This window comes from Burkholderia sp. MSh2 (assembly GCF_000731655.1).
GTDB classification, from domain to species: domain Bacteria; phylum Pseudomonadota; class Gammaproteobacteria; order Burkholderiales; family Burkholderiaceae; genus Burkholderia; species Burkholderia paludis.
Genome location: NZ_JPGM01000043.1, coordinates 18,219 through 38,242, shown reverse-complemented (window position 1 = coordinate 38,242; position 20,024 = coordinate 18,219). Strand labels below are relative to the sequence as shown.

Below are 20,024 nucleotides of genomic sequence, written 5' to 3'. Positions count from 1 at the left end.
GATGCGTGCCGCGCGACCGGGAGCCGGCCGGAGCGCTGCGAGGGATTACGTGACTCGCGGCGTCAGCCGCAGCGCGCGAGCGTTACAGGCGATGGCTCGGGCGCGGATCGGATTCCGAAGGCGGCGTACCGGCCCGCGTATCGCCGCCGAGATCGTCCTGCTGCCGCATCCGCTCGCGCAGGTGGCGAATCGCGAACACGTGGATGTAGTCGTGCACGCGCGCACCGGACGACAGCACGCGCACTTCGTCGTCGAGCATCGCACGCAACTGATCCGAACCGATCGCGCGCTGCGCGGCGGCTTCCTTGAGTGAATCGAGCAAACTGTCCTTGGACATCGACAGACTCCTGACGGTCGAGGAACGAAAAGAAGACGTTACCGGAAGCTTAAAGACTGGACGGACGCGCGGCGTGCGATGCGCCGGCGCGTGTTTGCGCGCGATCAACGGCACATTGCATGCCGCTTTCCGGTTCGTCGCCGAACCGGCCGCGCAAAGCCCGCGAACGGGCCTGGAAACCCTGCCACACCACCCCGGGGGCGCGGCACCGGCCGCCGGGCAGACGATGGAACGCCGCGCGACGTCGATGCAGTCGGCAACTTAGACCGGCCGAAATCATGCGTCAAGGGATGCTTGCCGCGCGCGGCGCATTCGTCCGAACGAACGGGCGCAACCGTCGCCGAACCGGCCGATCGGCCGCGGCGCGTGTCAGCGAATTCCGATACGCACCGCGCAATACCTGACAGCGACTTCAGCGCGCGCTGCTTGGCGGCGCGCGATCGCCACACGATACTGGTGCCATGGACGTAACGTTCATACAGGCCATCGCCCAGCCGGCCGCCGAGCCGGCATGCGGGGTCTGGCGCAGGAGACCATCATGGCACATCGCAACTTCCCGGCCCGGGACGGCCAGCGGCGCGCGGCGGACAACGCGCGCGCCCTGCCCGTCCGGGTCGTAACGGCCGGCAACGGCCCGTCGGACAACCTCGACGCCTTGCTCGCCCTTGCACGCGAGGCCGGGCTGCTGGTGACGCTCGACGGGCAGATCGGCCGCGAGAAATACCAGAGCGTCGCGGGCTCGGTGCTCGCGCTGCAACGGTTCGCCGCGGCGCTCTGCGCCCGTACCGCGCCCGACGCGCCGGCCGCGTCGGAGCCTCGCCGCAAGGCACGCCCGGGCTGGCCGCACGCGAACCGTCTGCGCAACCGCACGTGCAGCATCTGCGCGCCGTTGCATGTCGCGCGGCAGCGCCCGCAGGTACGACGCGGCGCGGTGCGCCGGCATGACTCGCGCTCGATGCCTCGCACGCCTTGAGCGCGCGGGCAGCCGGCGCGGTACGGGGCCGCGCCAGGGCTGCACGCCACACACAACCGCGGTAGCGCATGTCGCGCACGAACGGCGGCATCGACAATGCTTCCTGCGGGGATGGAAATCCAGACGGGGCCAACGACACACAAGCGGAAAGCGGACGGGGTGACATGCACCCCGCCCGTCCTCCAAGGCAGCCGTGGCTGCCTACCCTCGTGCCAGAGAGTTTCTGACCGGATCGCGCACCGTGCCGTGCAGCGGCGACGATCCTGAATGATGCGACGGCGGGGAATGCACCGTCGGGCGTCGCCCTGGACGAGCGGCTTCGACCCGTCCGGGCACGCATGACAGACCGCATGCATGACCGGATGTTCCGTCAATGTCTCACGCGATATGTGCGCCGTTTCTGATGCAGGTCAATCGAAGCCCGCTTTGATCGTGACAACGCGCGCCTCATTCGGTAGCGCGCACGAGCAGCACCGGGACCTGTGCAAGGTGCGCCACGCGGCGCGCGACGCTGCCGACCAGCCACGCGGCAATGCCGCGCCGGCCATGCGTGCCGACCACCAGCAATTCCGCGCGCCAGTGCACGGCGTCGCGCATCAGCGCATGGGCCACGTCGTCGCTGGTCGGACGGGTCTCGACGATGCCGCGCTTGGTCGGATTCCCGGTTGCGTGGAACAGCGGCCCGATCTTCGCGAGCGCTTCCTCGCCCTCCGCGCGGTACGCATCCTCGAGTGCGCGCACGGGGACGATATCCGTCAGACGAACCGCGCGATCGATCACGTACGCCGCGTACAGCAACGTCGTCGGCGCCGCGAAGCCGAGCCCGACATGCGCCGCGTGCAGCGACGGCTCGCTGCCGTCTACCGCGAACATCAGCCGTTGCAGATCGCCGTCCGACGGCCGTGCATAGGCGGCCGGCACGATCAGCAGCGCGCAGCGTGCGCGCGTCGTCAGCGAGTCGGACGTCGCGCCTTCGACGAGCCGCAGCAGCCCGTGATGCGGATTCGCGCCGACCACCAGCACATCCGCGCGCCACGCCGACGTGTCGCCCACCAGTGCATCGGCAACCGTGCCGCCTGTCGTCGACGTATCGACGATGACCTGCTCGACCTCGATGCCCGCACCGTCGAACAGCGCCGCGATCCGCGCGCAGGTGGCGTGCGCTTCGCGCAGCATGTCGTCGCGCGCGGACGTCAGCAGCGCGTCGATGCGCGGGATGTCGGGGAGCGCGAGGCGCGGGTTGTCGATTGCGCAGACGATGCGCAACCGCATGCCGGGACGCAGCAGCGTGCGTGCGTAGCGCGCGGCGGACAGCGATTCGGGCGTCGAATCGACGGCCAGCGCGATTCGCTCGAGCGTCGGGATGGACTGGGCAGGCTGCATGGCGAAGGCCTCCGTGCGAAAGACGACGGGCGCTTCGTGCGCAGGCGACGCGCAGCGGCCGGATGGCCGCCGCGGTCGCGGGGATCGGCGGGGTGACGCGCGAAACGCGGACAATCGATGCGTTCAGCATAGGACGTCCGGCCCGTACGTGCATGATCGCGATCAACGGTCGCGCGGCCCCTGCCCGTGCCGGTTACGATTTCGTCGGCACCGAGGCGGCCGGACGGTTCGCGTAGAACACCGCGTACGCGATGCCGAGCAGCACGATCCATACCGGCCCGATCACGAGCGCGACGCGCGTGTCGGGCGTGAACGCCATCAGCACGACGACCAGCACGAGAAACCCGAGCGCAACGAACGAACCGAGCGGATAGAACGGCACGCGGATCGGCAGGCGCGCGATCCGGTCGGCCGACAGCGTGCGGCGAAAACGCATCTGCGCGATCAGGATCACGCACCACGTCCAGATCGCGCCGAACGTCGACACCGACGTGAGCCACGTGAACACGTGCTGCGGCGCGAGATAGTTGAGCAGCACGCCGATCAGCAGCAGCGCGACCGACACGATCACGCCGTACACCGGCACGCCGTTGCGGTTGAGCCGGCCGAGCTTGCGCGGCGCCTGGCCCTGCTGCGCGAGGTTGTAGAGCATCCGCGCGGTACTGAACAGGCCGCTGTTGCACGACGACAGCGCCGCCGTGAGCACGACGAAGTTGATGATGCCCGCGGCCGCCGGGATGCCGAGCCGCGAGAACGTCATCACGAACGGGCTGCCCTGCGTGCCGATCTGGTCCCACGGATAGAGCGACATGATCACGAACAGCGCGCCGATATAGAAAATCAGCACGCGCCAGAACACCGAGTTCACCGCCTTCGTCAGCGACTTCTCCGGGTTGCGCGCCTCGCCGGCCGTGAGGCCGAGCATCTCGACGCCGAGGTACGCGAACATCACGATCGGCAGTGCGCCGATCACGCCGTCGATCCCGTTCGGCATGAAGCCGCCGTGCGCCCACAGGTTGGACAGGCCGATCGCGACCCCGCCGTTGCCGATGCCGAACGCGATCATCAGCCCGCCGCCGATGATCATCAGCACGATCGTGACGATCTTGATCAGCGCGAACCAGAACTCGAATTCGCCGTACAGCTTGACCGCGACGAAGTTCACCGAGCCCATCGCCATCAGTGCCGCGAGCGCCCAGATCCAGTTCGGCACGCCGGGAAACCACATGTGCATGTAGACGCCGACCGCCGTGATTTCCGCCATGCAGGTGACGATCCACACGAACCAGTAGGTCCAGCCGGTCAGGTAGCCGGCGAGCGGCCCGAGATAGTCGCGTGCGTAGCGGCTGAATGCGCCGGCGACCGGATTGGCGATCGCCATCTCGCCGAGTGCGCGCATGATCAGGAAAATCGCGATGCCGCCCAGCAGGTAGGTCAGCAGGATGGCCGGGCCGGCCACGCGGATCGCGCTGGCCGAGCCGAGGAACAGGCCGACGCCGATCGTCGCGCCGAGCGCCATCAGGTTGATGTGCCGCTCTTCCAGCCCGCGGTGCAACTGGTCTTCTGGTTGTTTCAAGTCCGTCTCCTGGCGGCCGCGAGCGGGCCGCCGTCATTGTCGATGTCAATGCGCGCCCGTTCATGCCGATTTCGGCAGCCGAAAACGAAATAATCCACGCCGTCGTTTTCCGAATGGAAAACGACACGGATACTGCGTCAATCCGATGGGAATCGCCGCGAATTATCCGTATTTTCCGGAACAATCCGGAAAACGGATCGGGCCTTTCACGGAATACGCCCGACCGGCCCGTGTGGCGCGGCTGTGCGCGAGGCGGGCAAGTGCGGGATCAATCGTTTTCGGCGTGAACGAACACGCGTCGAATGTGCGGGATCATGCGCACGCAATATGCAGGCGGGATTATAGAGATAATCGGACGCATCGCGCCAGACGATTTTCTCGGGAATCGGGCGAGATAATCTGGCGACGTCCGAGGGCTCCGAAACGGCAACGATCGACTGCACGCCTTCCGGCAGCCGCGGCCCGGTTTGAATCGGATCGCCCAGGGACAGAGGGACGATATCGGTATCGCCCCCCGTTTCGGGCTACTCGTGCAGCGCCCTCGCCGATAATGCGTCGGCCACTCGACTGGCTAGGCCTGACCAGTCCATTTCATCGACTTCCTGCCGAAAGAGCGTCACGGTATCGGGATACCACTCCGAGGTCGAGCCCGAGCACTTCCAGCGCCAGTCAGTCGCCACGCTGGACAGCATGATCCATGTGGGCTTGCCGAGTGCGGCTGCCAGATGCGTTACTGCTGTATCCACGCCGATCACCAGATCGAGTCGCGAAATAATTGCTGCGACATCCGAGAAGTCGGCGGCACGGCTTCCCAGGTTCACAATGAATCGATCGCCCAGTTCTGCCTGGAGACTGGCGGCGCTCGCCTCCCTTTGCAGGCTGACGAAAGTAACTCCACTTGTCTGCCACAGGGATTCGAGCGTTTTCAGATCGGGGAGGGATCGGACAACATCGTTCGGATTTCCCGGGTTTCCCTTCCACACCAACCCGATTCGAAAACGCCCTTTGGGTATGAGCCGCTCCCAGCTCGATATCGAATTCCTCGGCGCGTACAGGTACGGTACACGGGACGGAATTGCGTCCACGCCCTCATTCAAATTGAGCGGAATACTCCATATATGCGTCCAATAATCGTGTGGCGGGCACATCGACGAGTCGAATTGACTTTGAGCGATGACCAAATCGACTTCACGCAAAGTTGAAAACAACGAGTGCGTCGCGTCGGAGCAAACCAACGTAACGTAGCTTGCCCCAAGCTCTTTTATTTTATTTACGTAGCGCACAAGTTGAATCTGGTCGCCATGACCTTGCTCCGGCCAGATCAGCAACGACGCACCCTCCAGCGATTCCCCCGACCACCTGGGGAATGGGACTGGCGCCGCACTTGAGAAGACGGCCCCTAGCCCCGAATCGTGCCGTGCCTCGAAGAGCGGCAAGCCCTCGCCCCACATATTCTGCGACAACAGCAATATGCCGAGATTAACTTTGTAGAGGGCACTATGCGGGTTGAGTGAAAGTGCCTGCCGATAAGCCGCTTCGGCTTCACCATGACGGCGCAAATCCCTTAAAACCAGCCCAAGCACGTTGAGCGCTTCGTGGCTGTCACGCGCGATGTCGATTGCCCGCCGTACCGTCGATTCGGCATCTTTCAAGCGCAGTCTCGACCGCAATAGCAGGCCGAGATTCAACAGTGCGCGGTAATGTTCGGGAGCAATCGAAACGGCAAGCCGAAACCAATGTTCAGCTTCATCCAGTCGACCGGTCGATTGATACAGAACACCCAGATTGTTGCAATTGTCCGCCGACAGCGGCCCCAGCATGGCGGCTTGCCTTAAACGAGATTCCGCTTTATGCGTGTCACCCAGATTCAAATGACAAGCGCCAAGCAAATTCAACAGCTCGGAACTCGCTCCATTGCGCTCCATGAGCCACTCCCCGACCTGGATCGCAGCCTCGAATTTACCTTGGAGATACAACTCCTCCGGAGAGCTGGGGTTTTCGTCGCGAGGTGTCGGGACATTCATTGGATTGCTGGATTCGACCGACTAGTGATATAGCCGCAATGAGGGAAAGATGAGGTTATCACAAGACGGCGCAGCATAAATTGGCCACATTGACGAGACGACGGTCGATTTATGAAGCAGAGGCGTGGCTACGTGCGCTCAGACAAGTTCTCATGTCTTCGCACGGAAGTACGATGCAGTCGTTCTGCTAGTTACATCGTCGACGTCGTCGCGAAGCGTGACCGGAGGCACGCAGAAAGAGCACAGTGCGTGACTTAACCGACGCGCTCCTTTTCCGGTAGACCTTTTCGTGCTTTGGAGAAAACTACGGATTCGCATGCGAGGCCGGTCAAAACCCCGATTCTGACGCCGAAACGCCTCTGGTAAAGCAGTGCGAATCGCGTCATCGCGCTTGTCCACGCGTGCCCGGAAACGATATTGCGTGCATCAGGCGCCGCGGCTGCCTTCGGTGCCGCAGGGTGTCATCGGAATGGCTCGCAACCCGTCGGCTTGGCGTCTTCCTTGCCGCGACTGCGTTGGTGAGTCGGATCGCCGCCCGGCGTGTGTCCGAAGATAGTCGTCGTGAGCACAGTCAGTTTGTTCGTTGAGCGACGCTCGCTCCGACTGCGTGATCGGTGCCGGAGCCGGCCCAGACCCTTGGCCCGTCAACTACCTGACACCGCCCCTCCAAACCTCACTTCGACAACGTCGCCCGCACCGTATATTCACCCGCGAGCGCGCCATGTTCCGGCCGCACGAAATACCGCGACGAATCGAGATCGCTCGGCAGCGGTTCGACCGGGAAGCCATGCTTTTCCCATGCATCGAGCCCGCCCTTCAGCGCGCGGATGTTGTGGATCATCTTCTTGCGCTGCATCTTCGCGATCAGACGCTTCGCGGTCGCCTCGTTCGGGCACACGCAATAGACGACGATCGGCCGTTTCAGCATTTCCGGGTCGAGCAGGTCCGGCGAATCGAGATCGACCGGCACCGCGCCTGCGATCCGGTACGGCTCGCGCTCGCGAATCGCTTTCGGCCGCGCGTCGAAGATCAGCGGCGGCTCGTCCGACGTCATCATCTCGACGAGCTGGGGCGGCGAGATGCGCACCTGGGCGAGATAGCGGCGGAACTGCACGCGGCGTACCCAGCGGTACAGCAGGAATGTGATGAAAATCGCGAGGAACGCATCGAGGATCGTGCCGCCGCTCGCCCGCACCCACAGCACGAACTGGACGATCTGGTCGTGAATGGCCGCCCCGCCGATCAGCCAGAACGCGGCCCACAGCGACGCGCCGGCCAGATCCCAGAACAGGAACACGCCGACGCCAATCGCAGTCGTGCCGAGCAGCGGCGCCGACACAAGCCCGAGGCCGGGCAGGAATTTGGACAGCACGAGCAGCGGCGCGCCGTATCTTTCGAATACGTTACGCGCGAAACGCAGCGTCGTGTCGAGCGACAGCGAGAAGCGCACGAGGCCGTTCAGCAGCCGCCGGCCGCGCGTGCGGCCCATGAAGAACCACAGCGAATCGGCGAGCATCGTCGCGCCGATCGCCGCCGCGAACATGCTGACCCATGACGCCTGCCCCATGGCCGCCATCGTGCCGCCGAGGATCAGCATCGGCACGGCCGGCACCGGCACGCCGAGCTGCGTGATCAACACGCTCGCGAACACGGCCCATGGGCCGAGCGACGAGGGAATAGCGATGGGAAAGTGCCACACGGCGGCGCTCCTGGAAGACATGCGGGCCGGGCGACGGGGGCCGTCGGTACGGCTGTGCAACGACCGCCACGGCACGTCCGCAGCCGACGAGTGCATCACGCGCATTCTAAACGGGTTTGGCCGCGCTCGCGCGGAACACATGCCGTCGGCGCACGTCGCGAGCCCAGCCCCGCAGCGCCTGCGCGCTCAAGCGCGGAGACGTCGCGCGAGTTGCGCGACGTGGTCCGCGTAGTCGGGAAACGCGGCCGCCAGCGCGGCGGCGTCCGCCAGATCGAATTCGGCAAACTCGAACCCCGGCGCAACCGTGCAGCCGACGAACGCGACGTGCTCCGGCGACGCGCAACGCGCGCCGAGCCAGCCCCCGGCCCGCACGGTCGCCTGGAACACGCTGCCCGGATGCGTGAGCGGGTTGCCGAGCCGATGGATCGTCAGCCCGTCGCGCTCGTCCAGCACCCAGACTTCGAGCGGATCGCCGGCATAGAAATGCCACACCTCGTCCGAGCGGCTCCGGTGCCACGACGAACACGCGCCGTCGCACAACAGGTAGTAGATCGCCGTCGACGCGGCGCGAGGGGCGCCATCGGCCGAACGCACGACCGAATCGGTCGAGCGGTAGGTTTCGCGGAAATAACCGCCTTCGGGATGCGGCTGCAGGTCGAACCGGCGAATCAGGTCGGCGGCGGATATCGGCATGGCGGGTAGCTTCGGCAAGGGAGAAACCGGGCATCCGGCATGCAGCGCCGTCCCTCGCGGAGGCGACTGCGAACCGCCGGATGCCGACACGCCGATCGCCGCGGCCATGCGCACTGCGACAAAGCGGACACCGTCCGATGCTGCCAGACCTGCGTGACAGGATGCAACGGCAGGCCTGCCATCGCACCCTTGGCGCGTATCCGGCGTGGCTGTCACCCGGCCGACACGACGGCAGCGCAAGCGTCGGTCATGTGCTCATGCGCAATGGGCGCCGCCGTTTCGTCGGACCGTTACCCGGCACATGCGCGCGGCAATCGCCAGCCCTCTGCCGCACACGCGTCAGCACCGCGCCGCACGCTTCACGCGGCCGCCGGCGCCCCCGGCTCGCCGTGCCGCACCAGCAACACGGGCCGGTCGGCCGCGCGCAGCAGCGATTCGGCGACGCTGCCGAGCAGCAGCCGGCGCAGCCCGTGCCGCCCGCTCGTGCCCATCACGATCAGGTCGGCATCGGCTTCGGCCGCCGTGCGCATCAGCACCGCGGCAACCTCCTCGCCGTACGCGTCGAGCGCGCGTACGGTGCCCTGCACGTGCTCCCGCGCGAGCGCCGCCTTTGCATCGTCGAGCACCGGCGTCGCGGCATCGGTCGCGGCCGCGTCGGCGTCGCGCTCGCCCGCGAAACCGGCGTCGACGTCGACGAGCTGCGGCCGATGCTCGACGACGTATGCGCAGGTGACTTCGCCGCCCGACGCCGCCGCGATCCGGATCGCCTCGTTCAGCGCGAGACGCGCACTCGGGCTGCCGTCGAGCCCCACGAAAATCCGCTTGTACATGGTCCGTTCCTCCGACCGGGCACGCGTCGCGCCTTGCGCGACGGTGGCCCGTGATCGCCGTCCGGCACCGCGCCGGCCAGCCTGTCGAACAGTCTGCCCCACGCGCCGGCGCGCCGGTTGATGCGCGTCAAGCGCGGCCGGCGTGCCCGCTGCGCGCGCCGTTTCGCGCATTTTCGGGTGACCCCATTACAAAAAACGTGTAAAACGCGCACAATTTCATCTTGAAAATAGACGTTGCGTGCAGCCGGTGCGAGTTTTGCCCGGTTTTGCCGCGCCGCCCCCGGTGCCGTGGGGCGGCCCCCGACACCCGAATGGCCATTGAATGACCGCAAGTGGAACCCCGACGCGTGACGCCCGAGGGCCCACGCGCCTCCAGACCATGTTACGCCAGCCGCTCGCGGCCGGCGTCGTTGCGCTGTGCGCCGGCGCGACGCTGTCGCTCGGCGTCGCGCTGCTGGTGCGCGAGCAGTGGCAAGGCGCCGTCCATACGCGCTTCGAACGCCGCACGACGCACGTGACGGCGATGCTTCGCCACGAGCTGCAGTCCGGCGTCGCCGTGCTCGAAGGCGCGCGCGGCGCGTTCGGCCTCGTCCCGGACATGACGCCCGAGCAGTGGCGCCGCTATGCTGAGTCGCTCGACCTCGACAGCGGCCGCTCGCCGGTTCGCCAGATCGGCTACGCGCCGCTGCCGCCCGCGACGCGCGGCGCCCTCGCCGGCACGAAGCCGATGCCGGCCGGCACGCTCGCGTCCGCGACGCGCAGCGCACCGGCGTCGAGTTCGCCCGTGGTCCGCTTCGGCGTGTCCGATGCGGCGCCGCTGGCGCGCGCGCTGCAGACCGGCGACATCGCGCTCGGCGTGCATCCGGCCGACGACGACGCGTCCCGCGACGCCCGCACCCTCACGCTGTTCCTGCCCGTGACCGCCTCGCCGCACGCGGCCGCCACACCGTCCGGCACGCGCGAAGCCGGCGCCGACGGGATGCTGTTCGCGGCGCTGAGCCCGCGGCGCCTGGTCGAGCGCGCGCTCGACGCGGAACGCGGGATCGACGTGTGGCTGACCGCCGGCGGCGATCGGCGCACGATCGTCGGGGTCGAGACGACGACCGACGAGGCGTCCGCATCGCCCGACCTGATGCGGCGCACCGACGAGCTGAATTTCGGCGGCACCGTGCTGACGCTCGCCTATTCCGCGGACGGCCGCCCGAGCGCGACCGGCGCGCAACGCGCGGCCGGCACCGTGCTCGCGGCGGGGCTGCTCGCGTCGTTCGTGTTCGCGGCGCTCGTCCATGCGCTGCTGCGCGGCCGGTCCGGCGCGGCCGATTCCGGTGCGAGCAGCCGCGGCATCCTCAACGAGGCGAGGATGATGGGCATCATCCGTTCGTCGATGGAGGCGATCATCACGATCGACGAAAAGCAGACCGTCGTGATCTTCAATCCGATGGCCGAGCAGGTGTTCGGCGTGTCCGCGATGGAGGCGATCGGTGCGCCGCTGTCACGCTTCATCCCCGAACGCTTTCGCGCCGCGCACGCGAAGCACGTCGACCAGTTCGGCGTGACGGGCGTGTCCGAGCGGCAGATGGGCCGCCAGCGGGTGCTGTTCGGGCTGCGCGCGAACGGCGACGAGTTCCCGATCGAGGCATCGATCTCGCAGATCCGCGATGCATCGGGCAAGCTCTATACGGTGATGCTGCGCGACATCACCGAGCGGCTGCGCGCCGAGAACGCGCTGAAGCAGTCGCGCGAGGAATTGCGCGAACTGTCGGCGAACCTGCAGAACGTGCGCGAAGAGGAAAAGACCCGGATCGCGCGCGAACTGCACGACGACCTCGGCCAGCAGCTCACCGCGCTGAAGATGGATCTGTCGGTCGTCGAGCAGCAACTGCGCGGGCCCGACCACGCTCCGCCCGACGAGGGCGTGCTCGGGCATCTGCGGGGCATGCGCCGGCTGATCGATGCGACGGTCGCGTCGGTGCGGCGCATCGCGGCCGACCTGCGGCCCGTGATGCTCGACGATCTCGGCCTCGTGCCCGCGATCGAATGGCTCGCGAACGATTTCACGAACCGCTACGGAATCGATGTCGAGCGTCACATCGAAACGGGCGGCCTCACCTTCACCAGCGCGGGTGCAACCACGCTGTTCCGCATCGTCCAGGAAGCGCTGACGAACGTGGCGCGCCATGCGGACGCCACGCGCGTCGCGCTCCGGCTCGATGTCGAGGATGGCTTCTGCGTGTTGCGGGTCGCGGACAACGGCCGCGGCTCGATGCCCGGCGGCACGGCCCACGAGGACAAATCGTTCGGCCTGATCGGGATTCGCGAACGCGCGCACATGCTGGGCGGCACCGTGACGATCGACACTGCGCTCGCGCGCGGTTTCTCGATTACCGTCGCGCTCCCGCTCGCCACCGTTCAACAGGAAACGCTCATCACATGATCAAGGTGCTCATTGCCGACGACCATACGCTCGTGCGCGACGGTCTGCGGCACATTCTCCAGAACGCCACCGGATTCGAGGTGGCCGGCGAAGCCTGCGACGGACCGTCGACGATCGCGCTCGTGCGGGCCACGCCCGCGCAGGTGCTCGTGCTCGACCTGTCGATGCCGGGCCGCAACGGCGTCGAACTGATCAAGCAGATCAAGGACGAGAAGCCCGCGCTGCGCGTCCTCGTGCTGACCATGCACGCGGAGCAGCAGTACGCGGTGCGCGCGTTCCGCGCGGGCGCGTCCGGCTATCTGACGAAGGAAAGCGCGAGCGCCGAACTCGTCGGCGCGGTCACGAAGGTGGCGTCGGGCGGCGTATACGTGAGCCTCGCGATGGCCGAACAGTTCGCGCAGAGCCTGAACGAGCCGGCCGAGACGCTGCCGCACCAGCGGCTGTCCGACCGGGAATTCGACGTGTTCCGTCGGATCGCGGCCGGCCAGACGCTGACCGAGATCGCGAACGCGCTGTGCGTGAGCGCGAAGACGGTCAGCACGTACAAGACGCGGATCCTGGAAAAGATGCAGATGCCGCACGAAGCGGCGCTGGTGCGTTACGCGATGCGGCACAAGCTGCTCGACGAAACGGACGACGTGTAACGGACGGCATGTCGCGCCGGCCGCGCCGGCGCACGGGTTTTACCGGGCGGGCACCGGGCACGCGAGATCGCCTTCCTCGCAGGACAGGTAGCCCTTCAGCGTCTCGGTGCGCGCTTTCGTCAGATCGTCGAGGCAGGTCGACATGACCATCGGGAATACGCTGCCGCCTTCGGCATTCGCGCTGGAGAAACCGCATTCGGCGTCTCGGTAGGCAATCCACGCGCGCTGCGCGTTCACGAGCTTGTCGGCGAGCGGCCGGGCGTCGTGCAGGCGCGCGGTGACGGCCTGGTACGTGCGGTTCAGTTCGGCGTCGGATTTCCTGTATGCGCGATCGGCGCATGCCGTCATCGTCGCCTGATCCGTCGCATCCGCACAATTCGCCTGTGCATGGGCGACGTTCGCCGTCAGCGCCAGCGCACACAGCAGACCGGTCAAGACACGCATGGAAGCTCCTTGTCGTTCGTTGCAATCGTGGAAGCCGGGGCGGAGCCTGACGCCCCGGCCGCCCCTCGGCGCGCGGCAATACCGTCCGCGATGCTAGCGCACACCCGTGTAATTGTCAGCCTGCACCGTCGCCGCGCGCGGTCTTGCATATCGTCCGCATGCACCTACACTGAAAAACTGATACGCCGCTTCAGGCCCGCGCTATCGCCCCCATCCCGTCTCCGCTTTCGCGCAATCATCAGCGCATTTCGCGTTCGCGCCGCCGAGCGGGCCCGACCTTTCGTCAGCCGGTTTCCCCAGCCCCGCGCACGCGCCATCGCTGCCGCTCTCTGGAGGAAATCATGAGCTATCACCTCGAAGGACGCCTGCTCGAAGTCTGCAATTGCCGCGTGCTGTGCCCGTGCTGGATCGGCGAGGATCCGGATTTCGACGTGTGCGACACCATCGTCGCGTGGCATGTCGACAAGGGCACGGTCGACGGCGTCGACGTCGGCGGCAACACCATCGCCGCGGTGTGCCGCGTGCCGGGCAATATCCTGCAGGGTCACTGGACGGCCGCGATCTACGTCAGCGACACGGCGTCCGACGAACAGGAGAAGGCGCTGCTCAAGGTGTACACGGGACAGGCCGGCGGCCCGATCGCCGAACTCGCGAAACTGATCGGCACCGTCGTGTCGGTCGAGCGCGCACCGATCCGGTTCGACGTCGTCGGCGCGCGCGGCACGCTGTCGATCGGCACCGACTATTACGCGGAACTCGAACCGTGCCTGGGCCCGAGCGGCGGGCAGACGACGCTGGCCGATACCGTGTTCTCGACGGTGCCCGGCGCGCCGGTGTACGTCGGCAAGGCGCCGGTCTACCGGTCGAAGAACGCGGCGATCGGCATCGACGTCGATCTGAAGAATCACAACGCGTTGCAGAGCACGTTCCAGTTCGACGCGTGACGCGCCGCCGCACGGAGCCGTGCCATGGCCGCGTCGCTGCATCGGCGCCTGTTTCCGTTCGTGCTCGCGAGCCTCGCTGCATTCGCGTGGATCACGCTGTGGGCGTGGACGCGCAGTCCTTACGGGCGTTTTCTCGAGCACGGCGGCGGGGCCGAACCGTTCGGCACGCTCTGCCGCGCGCTGCCGGGCGGGACGCTATGGCTGCCGGCCGTGCTCGACGCGGCCGCGTGGACGTTGATGATCCTCGCGATGATGCTGCCGACGACCCTGTCGCTGTTCGGCGCGTTCGCGCGCGTCGTCGCGAGCCGCCCCGACCAGACGCGCCTGCTTGCACTCGTCGGCGCCGGCTACGTCGTCGTATGGAGCGGATTCGGGCTCGTCGCGCACGGCCTGCATGCGCTGGTACTGACCGGCGTCGCGCATGTGCCGGCGCTCGCATGGCGCGGCTGGCTGATCGGCGCGGCCGTGTTCGCGCTCGCCGGCGCATTCCAGTTCAGCGGGCTGAAGGAGCGCTGCCTGGACCGTTGCCGCACCCCTTTCAGTTTCGTGATCAGCCGCTGGCGCGGCCGCGCGCCGTCGCGGCACGCGTTCGCCCTGGGCGCAAGCCACGGGCTCTTCTGCGTCGGGTGCTGCTGGGCGCTGATGCTGCTGATGTTCGTCGTCGGCGCCGGCAGTCTCGGCTGGATGCTGTCGCTCGCCGTGCTGATGGCCGTCGAAAAGAACGTCACGTGGGGACGGCAACTCACCGCGCCGCTCGGCACCGCGCTGTTCGGCGTGGCCGTGCTGATCGTCGCGAACCACGCGTGAGGCCCGCGATGCATCCGCCCGTCCCCACCGGCGCGCCGCACGTGCGGCCCGGCATGCGGGCCGCTGCGCTGACGTCGGTCGCGATGCTCGCATTCGCGTCGAATTCGCTGCTGTGCCGGCTCGCGCTGCAGGCCGGGCGGATCGACGCGGCCAGCTTCGGCAGCCTGCGCCTCGTGTCGGGTGCGCTGATGCTCGCGATCGTGGCGCGGGCGGGGGCGCGCCGGCCTGCCCCGCCCGCGGACTGGCCGGCGGCGGCGATGCTGTTTGCCTATGTCGCGTGCTTTTCGTTCGCGTACCTCACCGTCAGTGCCGCCACCGGCGCGCTGATCCTGTTCGGCGCGGTGCAACTGACGATGTTCGCGGCGGGATGGCGCGCCGGCGAACGGTTCGCGCCGGCGGGCTGGGCCGGCTTCGGCGTCGCATCCGGCGGGCTGCTGTACCTCGTGTCGCCGGGGCTCGCGGCGCCGACGCCGCAAGGCGCCGCGCTGATGACGGCCGCCGGCGTCGCGTGGGGCCTCTATTCGATCCGCGGCCGCAAGCCCGCCGATCCGGTGGCCGCGACCGCCGGCAACTTCCGGCGTGCCGCGCCGCTGGCGCTCGCCCTGAGCGTCGCGCTTGCCGCCCGCCTGCACGTGACGCCTGCCGGCGCCGCGCTCGCCGTGCTGTCCGGCGCGCTGACGTCGGGGCTCGGCTACGTCGTCTGGTATGCCGCGCTGCCGCACCTCACGGCCATGCGCGCCGCGGCCGTCCAGTTGTCCGTGCCGCCGGTCGCCGCGTGCGGCGCGGCGCTGTTCCTGTCGGAACAGCCGACCTGGCGGCTCGCACTTGCATCGTCCGCCATCCTCGGCGGCGTCGCGGCCGTGCTCGCGACGCGCGCCCGGCACGCGGGTGCCGCACGGTGAGCCGGGCGGGCGCGCCGCCGCGCGTTCATGGCTGCCGGTACAAAAGAAAAACCCGCGCACGACTGCCGTGCACGGGTTTCGGGGGGGGCGGCAAACCGGGCGCCGTCACAGGCGCCGGCCGGCTTAGTGGCCGAAGTACACCGACGTACGATCGGCTGCGGCCGGCACGGCCACGCGCTGGCCCGACTGCGACGTCGCGGCGGCGTTCGCGCCGTAGCCCGTCGTGTCGGCTTGCGCGCCGGCGTTCTGCGCAGCGGCGATCTTCGCCTGGGCGGCCTGGATGTTGTCCGGGTAGTTCATCCAGTCGTTCGGGTTGTAGCCGGCCTTTTCGAGCTGGACGAGTTCGGCACGCACTTGCGCGCGCGTCAGCGGCTGCTGGTTCGATTGGGCGAACGAGACGACCGGTGCGGCCACCAGGGCGGCCAGTGCAACTGCCTTGATCAGCGATTTCATGATGCGTTACCTCCAGGATTGTTTTGTCAGGCGCTTCGGACTCGAGGTCGTTGCGCATGAGTGAAAGTCTAGGAGGCACGGCTATCAGGGTAAATACTTAAATCGCAAATTCACTGTTGACGGATTACATACAATCGCCGTCGAATCGATCGAATCGTCAGATGATTATCGGCGCATGCGCACCGAATGCCGCCATCCGGCACCCGGCGCCCCGCCGCCGCACGTCAGCGCCCGCGAGCGCTGTCCGCCGCCATCAGCCTGTCGAACAGCAGCGCCTTGAGGCGCACCAGGGCGTCGGCGCCGGTCTCGCCGAATGCCGCGTGATGCAGCGTCAGCGCGGGCGCCGCCGGATCCGCGTGCGTGGCGCGCACCGTGCCGTCGAGCGCCAGCGACTCGATGCGGCCGTCCGCCACGTACGGCAACAGCACACGCAACGGCTCGCCGGTCGCGGCGATCGTCCGGTCGGCCGCGATCGACAGCCCGCTCAGGCTGATGTCGTGCACCATCCCGATCCCTTCCGTCGCGCCCGCGCCGCCCGCGTAGCAGGCCGCGATCCGCACCGGCACGCGCGGCTCCCCGCGCGTGCGCAGCCGGTCGACGAAGCCCGGCGGCGACAGGATCATGAACGGCGCGGCACCCGACGTCTGCACCGATTCGACCGTCGCGCCGAACCGCGACACGGCGGCACGGCCGATCGCCACGGCCTCGATGTCGTCGCCGCGCGCGAAGTCGAGTCCGGCCGCCGGCTGCGGTTCGACGAACAGCGCGCCGGACGCGGCGACGCCGATCAGCCGGCAGCGCTGCAGCGCACGCGCCGTGCCGACCCGGCGGCGAATCCCGATCGCCGCGCCGGCCGACAGCCCCATGCGCGTGACACGCGGCATCGCACCGGATGCGTGCGCCCCGGCTTCGGCGTCGTCGCGCAAGCGCACCGGCCGGAAATGGTCGAACAGGAAAGCATGCTGCGCGTCGTCGCGCAGCGTCGTGCCGGCCGGCAGCAGCGCAGCGCCGTCGGCATCGTAGAGATCGAAGCCGAGCGGAACGCCGGCGGAGAGGTCGTCGCGCGCGAGCGCGACGTAGTCGGTGGGAAGCCGCATCGGTAAGGCGCGGAGCGACCGCGCGAACTGTCATGACAACATGATTACGGCAGCATCGCGCGAATTCTGAACGGGTGGGTTATTGCGACCCGCCCGTCGCGTCCGGCGCAGCCTGCGCGGGCGGCTGCGCCGGCATGGACGACGGGGCGACCGGCGCGGTGCCGGCGCCTGCGCCGCCCCCGCCGCCGCCCGTGGCCGGCGGCGGTGCGGGCTGCGGTTGCGATGCGCCTGTGGCGAGCGCGGCGGCCGATGCGGCCACCTCGGACGCCGGCACCCATTCCTCGACGACCCCGTCGGACGCCGCCTCGGGCGCCGAGGCGGCAGAGGCGGCCGACGCCGCGTCCGGGCCGCCGTCGGGCTGGCGTTCCACCCGCTGCGTCCTGACCGGCGCGGGCGCCTTCTTCGACTCGGGCGGGAACCAGGTGTCGAACAGGTCCGTCACGCGCTCGCGCAGCGACGCGAACCAGCCGGGCGACGGCTCGGTGTCGAATTTCGCCTTCGTATCGACGATCCGCGCGCGCTGCGCGCGCTGAAAGAAATCGCCGACGATCGGCAGCGCGCTGTGTGCGCCCTGCCCCCAGTAATCGCTGCGCAGCGTCACGCGGCCGTCGTCGAAACCGACCCACGCGCCGGCGACGAGCCCCGGCTGCATCAGGATGAACCAGCCGTCCGCGTTGTCCTGCGTCGTGCCGGTCTTGCCGGCCACGTCGCCGCGAATGCCGAAGCGCGTGCGGATGCTGCCGCCCGTGCCGCGCGTCACGACATCGCGCATCACGCCGAGCAGCGTCTTGTCGGTTTCCGCGTCGAGCGCGCGCTCGGGCGGCGCCGGCGCGTACTCGGCGAGCACCTCGCCCTGACGGTTCTCGATGCGCGTGACCATCTGCGGCTCGACGTACAGCCCGCCGTTCGCGATCGTCGCGTACGACGCGACCATTTCCTTCAGCGTGACCGGGCTCGTGCCGAGCGCGAGCGACGGCACGCGCTCGAGCGGGCTTTCGCGTACGCCCATGTCGCGCGCGAGCCGCGCGACGGCGGCCGGCCCGACCTTGTCCATCACCTGCGCGGTGATCCGGTTGCGCGACAGCGCGAGCGCGTCGCGCAGCGTCATCGGCTTGCCGCTCGGCGGCACGTCGTCGTTCGGGCGCCAGATCTCGCCGCCCTTCAGCGGGATCTCGACCGGCTGGTCGATGAACGTGTCGTCCGGCTTCATCCCGTTCGCGAAGGCAACGCCATAGACGAACGGCTTGAACGTCGAGCCCGGCTGGCGCCGCGCCTGCGCGACGTGATCGAACGGCTCGCTGGCGAAATCGCGGCTGCCGACCCACGCGCGAATCTGCCCGTTGCGCGGATCGATCGCGAGGAAGCCGGCCTGCACGTCGGTCTTCGTCCGGCACAGCGCGCGCATGAAGCCGCGGTCGGCCGCGAGCAGCTTCATCGCCGCCGCATCGTCCTTGCCTGCGTCCTGCGCGGCCTTGTATTCGGGCGACTCGCGCATGAAGGCGCGGAATACCTCGTTGTCGGTGCCGCAACCGTCGCGCCCGCTCCATGCGCCGTTCGCGATGCCCTGCAGCTGATTGCCCTGCAGCGTGAGCGCCTGCGTCGCCATCTGCTGCAGCCGCGAGTCGATCGTCGTGCGCACGATCAGCCCGTCCGAATAGATGTTGTAGTCGTTGCGGTCGGCCCAAGCGATCAGCCATTTGCGCAACTGCTGCGCGAAATGCGGTGCCGGCCCCGGCGGCTCCTTCTGCCGCTCGAAATCGATCCGCAGCGGCCGGCGCTGCAATTGCGCGAACTGGGCCGGCGACAGCTTGCCGTACTTCACCATCTGGCCGAGCACCGTGTTGCGGCGCTGCAGCGCGCGCTCGGGATTCAGCACCGGGTTGTAGTAGCTGTTGCCCTTCAGCATCCCGACGAGCGTCGCGCTGTCGAGCACGTCGAGCTCGTCGGCCGACTTGTCGAAATAGGTGCGCGCGGCCATCTCGACGCCGTACGCGTTGTACAGGAACGGCACCGTGTTCAGGTAGGTCTCGAGGATCTGGTCCTTGCTGTAGACGGCCTCGATCTTCAGCGCGGTGATCGCCTCCTTGACCTTGCGCGTGAGCGTCGGCGCGCGGCCGATCTCGTCCGGATACAGGTTGCGCGCGAGCTGCTGGGTGATCGTCGAGCCGCCCTGGCGGCTGCCCGAAAACGTATGGAGCGCGGCCGACGCCGTGCGCTTCCAGTCGAGGCCGTGGTGTTCGTAGAAACGGTGATCCTCGGTGGCGATCAGCGCGTCGACCATGTGCGGCGAGATCTGCCCGAGCGGCACCCACTCGCGATTCGACGGCTTGAATTCGGCCAGCAGCTTGCCGTCGGCGGACAGCACCTGCGCCGGCTGGTCGACGCGCGCCTTGCGGATGTCGCCGATGCCCGGCGTGAACGGGATGAGCACGACGACGTACACCGCGAACAGCGCCGGCACGGCGGCGGCGGCGAGCAGCACGCCGCGGCGCGTCGGATGACGGAGATGGCGCCACGCGGCGGCGGCGAGAGGCTTGACCCTCGCGACGGCGGCGGCCGCGACGGGTTGGGCGCGCGCGACCCATCTGGCACAGAAGTCACGCACTGACGACACGTTTCGGCGATTCACGCGGGTGGAGCTCGGCTGAAAAGGGTGCATCGTACCAAACTCGCGCGGCCTGCCGGCCCGCTGCGGCACCGCGCCGGCGACACCGGGCGGCCGCGCGGCGGCTCGCACGCAAAAAAGGCGCGTGCCCCGCAACGGGAACGACGCGCCAAACCTGG

18 protein-coding genes are annotated in these 20,024 nt (G+C 68.2%); 7 read left to right on the top strand and 11 right to left on the bottom strand.

Translation table 11 applies throughout. The features are described 5' to 3' along the window. Positions 1-82: 82 nt before the first annotated feature. The gene (locus GQ57_RS25730) at positions 83-337 is read right to left on the bottom strand and encodes a DUF3562 domain-containing protein (protein ID WP_031397437.1); all 255 of its coding nucleotides are present in this window, start codon (positions 335-337) and stop codon (positions 83-85) included. Between GQ57_RS25730 and GQ57_RS42085 the strand changes: the two genes are divergently transcribed. Next, the gene (locus tag GQ57_RS42085) at positions 330-602 is read left to right on the top strand and encodes a hypothetical protein (RefSeq protein ID WP_152603353.1); all 273 of its coding nucleotides are present in this window, start codon (positions 330-332) and stop codon (positions 600-602) included. The two genes, GQ57_RS25730 and GQ57_RS42085, sit on opposite strands and share 8 nt — an antisense overlap. A 273-nt stretch (positions 603-875) precedes the next feature. Then, the gene (locus GQ57_RS25725; protein WP_034199423.1) at positions 876-1,310 is read left to right on the top strand and encodes a hypothetical protein; all 435 of its coding nucleotides are present in this window, start codon (positions 876-878) and stop codon (positions 1,308-1,310) included. 447 nt (positions 1,311-1,757) lie between these two features. Here the strand turns inward: GQ57_RS25725 and GQ57_RS25720 are convergent, their stop codons facing one another. From GQ57_RS25720 to GQ57_RS25695, 6 genes are all read right to left on the bottom strand, one after another. Next, positions 1,758-2,693 (bottom strand): universal stress protein, encoded by a 936-nt coding sequence (locus GQ57_RS25720; RefSeq protein WP_031397435.1) that lies wholly within the window; start codon positions 2,691-2,693, stop codon positions 1,758-1,760. 193 nt (positions 2,694-2,886) lie between these two features. Continuing rightward, positions 2,887-4,269, bottom strand: a complete 1,383-nt coding sequence (locus tag GQ57_RS25715; protein ID WP_031397434.1) for an amino acid permease — start codon at positions 4,267-4,269, stop codon at positions 2,887-2,889. A 524-nt stretch (positions 4,270-4,793) separates the two neighbouring features. Beyond that, positions 4,794-6,293 (bottom strand): tetratricopeptide repeat protein, encoded by a 1,500-nt coding sequence (locus GQ57_RS25710; RefSeq protein ID WP_034199396.1) that lies wholly within the window; start codon positions 6,291-6,293, stop codon positions 4,794-4,796. Positions 6,294-6,966: 673 nt separating this feature from the next. Continuing rightward, the gene (locus GQ57_RS25705; RefSeq protein WP_031397432.1) at positions 6,967-7,992 is read right to left on the bottom strand and encodes a DedA family protein/thiosulfate sulfurtransferase GlpE; all 1,026 of its coding nucleotides are present in this window, start codon (positions 7,990-7,992) and stop codon (positions 6,967-6,969) included. 186 nt (positions 7,993-8,178) lie between these two features. Beyond that, positions 8,179-8,685, bottom strand: a complete 507-nt coding sequence (locus GQ57_RS25700; RefSeq protein ID WP_034199395.1) for a cupin domain-containing protein — start codon at positions 8,683-8,685, stop codon at positions 8,179-8,181. Positions 8,686-9,044: 359 nt separating this feature from the next. Continuing rightward, complete coding sequence (locus GQ57_RS25695) at positions 9,045-9,515, bottom strand: universal stress protein (RefSeq protein ID WP_031397430.1); 471 nt, start codon at positions 9,513-9,515, stop codon at positions 9,045-9,047. 322 nt (positions 9,516-9,837) lie between these two features. Here GQ57_RS25695 and GQ57_RS25690 point away from each other — a divergent pair, with 322 nt between their 5' ends. Both GQ57_RS25690 and GQ57_RS25685 read left to right on the top strand, forming a co-directional pair. Further along, the gene (locus tag GQ57_RS25690; RefSeq protein ID WP_034199394.1) at positions 9,838-11,949 is read left to right on the top strand and encodes a PAS domain S-box protein; all 2,112 of its coding nucleotides are present in this window, start codon (positions 9,838-9,840) and stop codon (positions 11,947-11,949) included. Continuing rightward, positions 11,946-12,593, top strand: a complete 648-nt coding sequence (locus tag GQ57_RS25685; RefSeq protein ID WP_006483707.1) for a response regulator — start codon at positions 11,946-11,948, stop codon at positions 12,591-12,593. The genes GQ57_RS25690 and GQ57_RS25685 overlap by 4 nt, the downstream gene beginning before the upstream one ends. A 39-nt stretch (positions 12,594-12,632) precedes the next feature. Here the strand turns inward: GQ57_RS25685 and GQ57_RS25680 are convergent, their stop codons facing one another. Then, entirely contained in the window at positions 12,633-13,037 is a 405-nt protein-coding gene (locus GQ57_RS25680) for a lysozyme inhibitor LprI family protein (RefSeq protein ID WP_031397428.1), read from the bottom strand. A gap of 341 nt (positions 13,038-13,378) precedes the next feature. Here GQ57_RS25680 and GQ57_RS25675 point away from each other — a divergent pair, with 341 nt between their 5' ends. The 3 genes from GQ57_RS25675 to GQ57_RS25665 are packed head-to-tail and all read left to right on the top strand — an operon-like array spanning position 13,379 to position 15,690. Beyond that, entirely contained in the window at positions 13,379-13,981 is a 603-nt protein-coding gene (locus tag GQ57_RS25675; protein ID WP_031397427.1) for a DUF1326 domain-containing protein, read from the top strand. A 24-nt stretch (positions 13,982-14,005) separates the two neighbouring features. Further along, a complete protein-coding gene (locus GQ57_RS25670) occupies positions 14,006-14,788 on the top strand; it encodes a DUF2182 domain-containing protein (RefSeq protein ID WP_034199393.1) in 783 nt (260 codons plus the stop codon). Between the two features lie 8 nt (positions 14,789-14,796). Then, on the top strand, positions 14,797-15,690 hold the full coding sequence (locus GQ57_RS25665; RefSeq protein WP_052001480.1) for a DMT family transporter: 894 nt from the start codon (positions 14,797-14,799) through the stop codon (positions 15,688-15,690). Positions 15,691-15,813: 123 nt separating this feature from the next. Here the strand turns inward: GQ57_RS25665 and GQ57_RS25660 are convergent, their stop codons facing one another. The 3 genes from GQ57_RS25660 to GQ57_RS25650 form a co-directional block, all read right to left on the bottom strand. Further along, positions 15,814-16,143, bottom strand: coding sequence for a DUF4148 domain-containing protein (locus tag GQ57_RS25660; protein WP_034199392.1), 330 nt, complete (start codon positions 16,141-16,143; stop codon positions 15,814-15,816). A 224-nt stretch (positions 16,144-16,367) separates the two neighbouring features. Next, positions 16,368-17,240, bottom strand: a complete 873-nt coding sequence (locus GQ57_RS25655; protein WP_031397423.1) for a PilZ domain-containing protein — start codon at positions 17,238-17,240, stop codon at positions 16,368-16,370. A 79-nt stretch (positions 17,241-17,319) separates the two neighbouring features. Further along, on the bottom strand, positions 17,320-19,899 hold the full coding sequence (locus GQ57_RS25650) for a penicillin-binding protein 1A (RefSeq protein ID WP_034199391.1): 2,580 nt from the start codon (positions 19,897-19,899) through the stop codon (positions 17,320-17,322). Positions 19,900-20,024: the final 125 nt, after the last annotated feature.

Coding starts and splice junctions, on each gene's coding strand:
- GQ57_RS25720 (WP_031397435.1), bottom strand. CDS start 2,693: ATGCAGCCTGCCCAGTCCATCCCGACGCTCGAGCGAATCGCGCTGGCC.
- GQ57_RS25655 (WP_031397423.1), bottom strand. CDS start 17,240: ATGCGGCTTCCCACCGACTACGTCGCGCTCGCGCGCGACGACCTCTCC.
- GQ57_RS25730 (WP_031397437.1), bottom strand. CDS start 337: ATGTCCAAGGACAGTTTGCTCGATTCACTCAAGGAAGCCGCCGCGCAG.
- GQ57_RS25700 (WP_034199395.1), bottom strand. CDS start 8,685: ATGCCGATATCCGCCGCCGACCTGATTCGCCGGTTCGACCTGCAGCCG.
- GQ57_RS25675 (WP_031397427.1), top strand. CDS start 13,379: ATGAGCTATCACCTCGAAGGACGCCTGCTCGAAGTCTGCAATTGCCGC.
- GQ57_RS25680 (WP_031397428.1), bottom strand. CDS start 13,037: ATGCGTGTCTTGACCGGTCTGCTGTGTGCGCTGGCGCTGACGGCGAAC.
- GQ57_RS25690 (WP_034199394.1), top strand. CDS start 9,838: ATGACCGCAAGTGGAACCCCGACGCGTGACGCCCGAGGGCCCACGCGC.
- GQ57_RS25685 (WP_006483707.1), top strand. CDS start 11,946: ATGATCAAGGTGCTCATTGCCGACGACCATACGCTCGTGCGCGACGGT.
- GQ57_RS25670 (WP_034199393.1), top strand. CDS start 14,006: ATGGCCGCGTCGCTGCATCGGCGCCTGTTTCCGTTCGTGCTCGCGAGC.
- GQ57_RS25725 (WP_034199423.1), top strand. CDS start 876: ATGGCACATCGCAACTTCCCGGCCCGGGACGGCCAGCGGCGCGCGGCG.
- GQ57_RS25660 (WP_034199392.1), bottom strand. CDS start 16,143: ATGAAATCGCTGATCAAGGCAGTTGCACTGGCCGCCCTGGTGGCCGCA.
- GQ57_RS25710 (WP_034199396.1), bottom strand. CDS start 6,293: ATGAATGTCCCGACACCTCGCGACGAAAACCCCAGCTCTCCGGAGGAG.
- GQ57_RS25665 (WP_052001480.1), top strand. CDS start 14,797: ATGCATCCGCCCGTCCCCACCGGCGCGCCGCACGTGCGGCCCGGCATG.
- GQ57_RS25650 (WP_034199391.1), bottom strand. CDS start 19,899: ATGCACCCTTTTCAGCCGAGCTCCACCCGCGTGAATCGCCGAAACGTG.
- GQ57_RS25695 (WP_031397430.1), bottom strand. CDS start 9,515: ATGTACAAGCGGATTTTCGTGGGGCTCGACGGCAGCCCGAGTGCGCGT.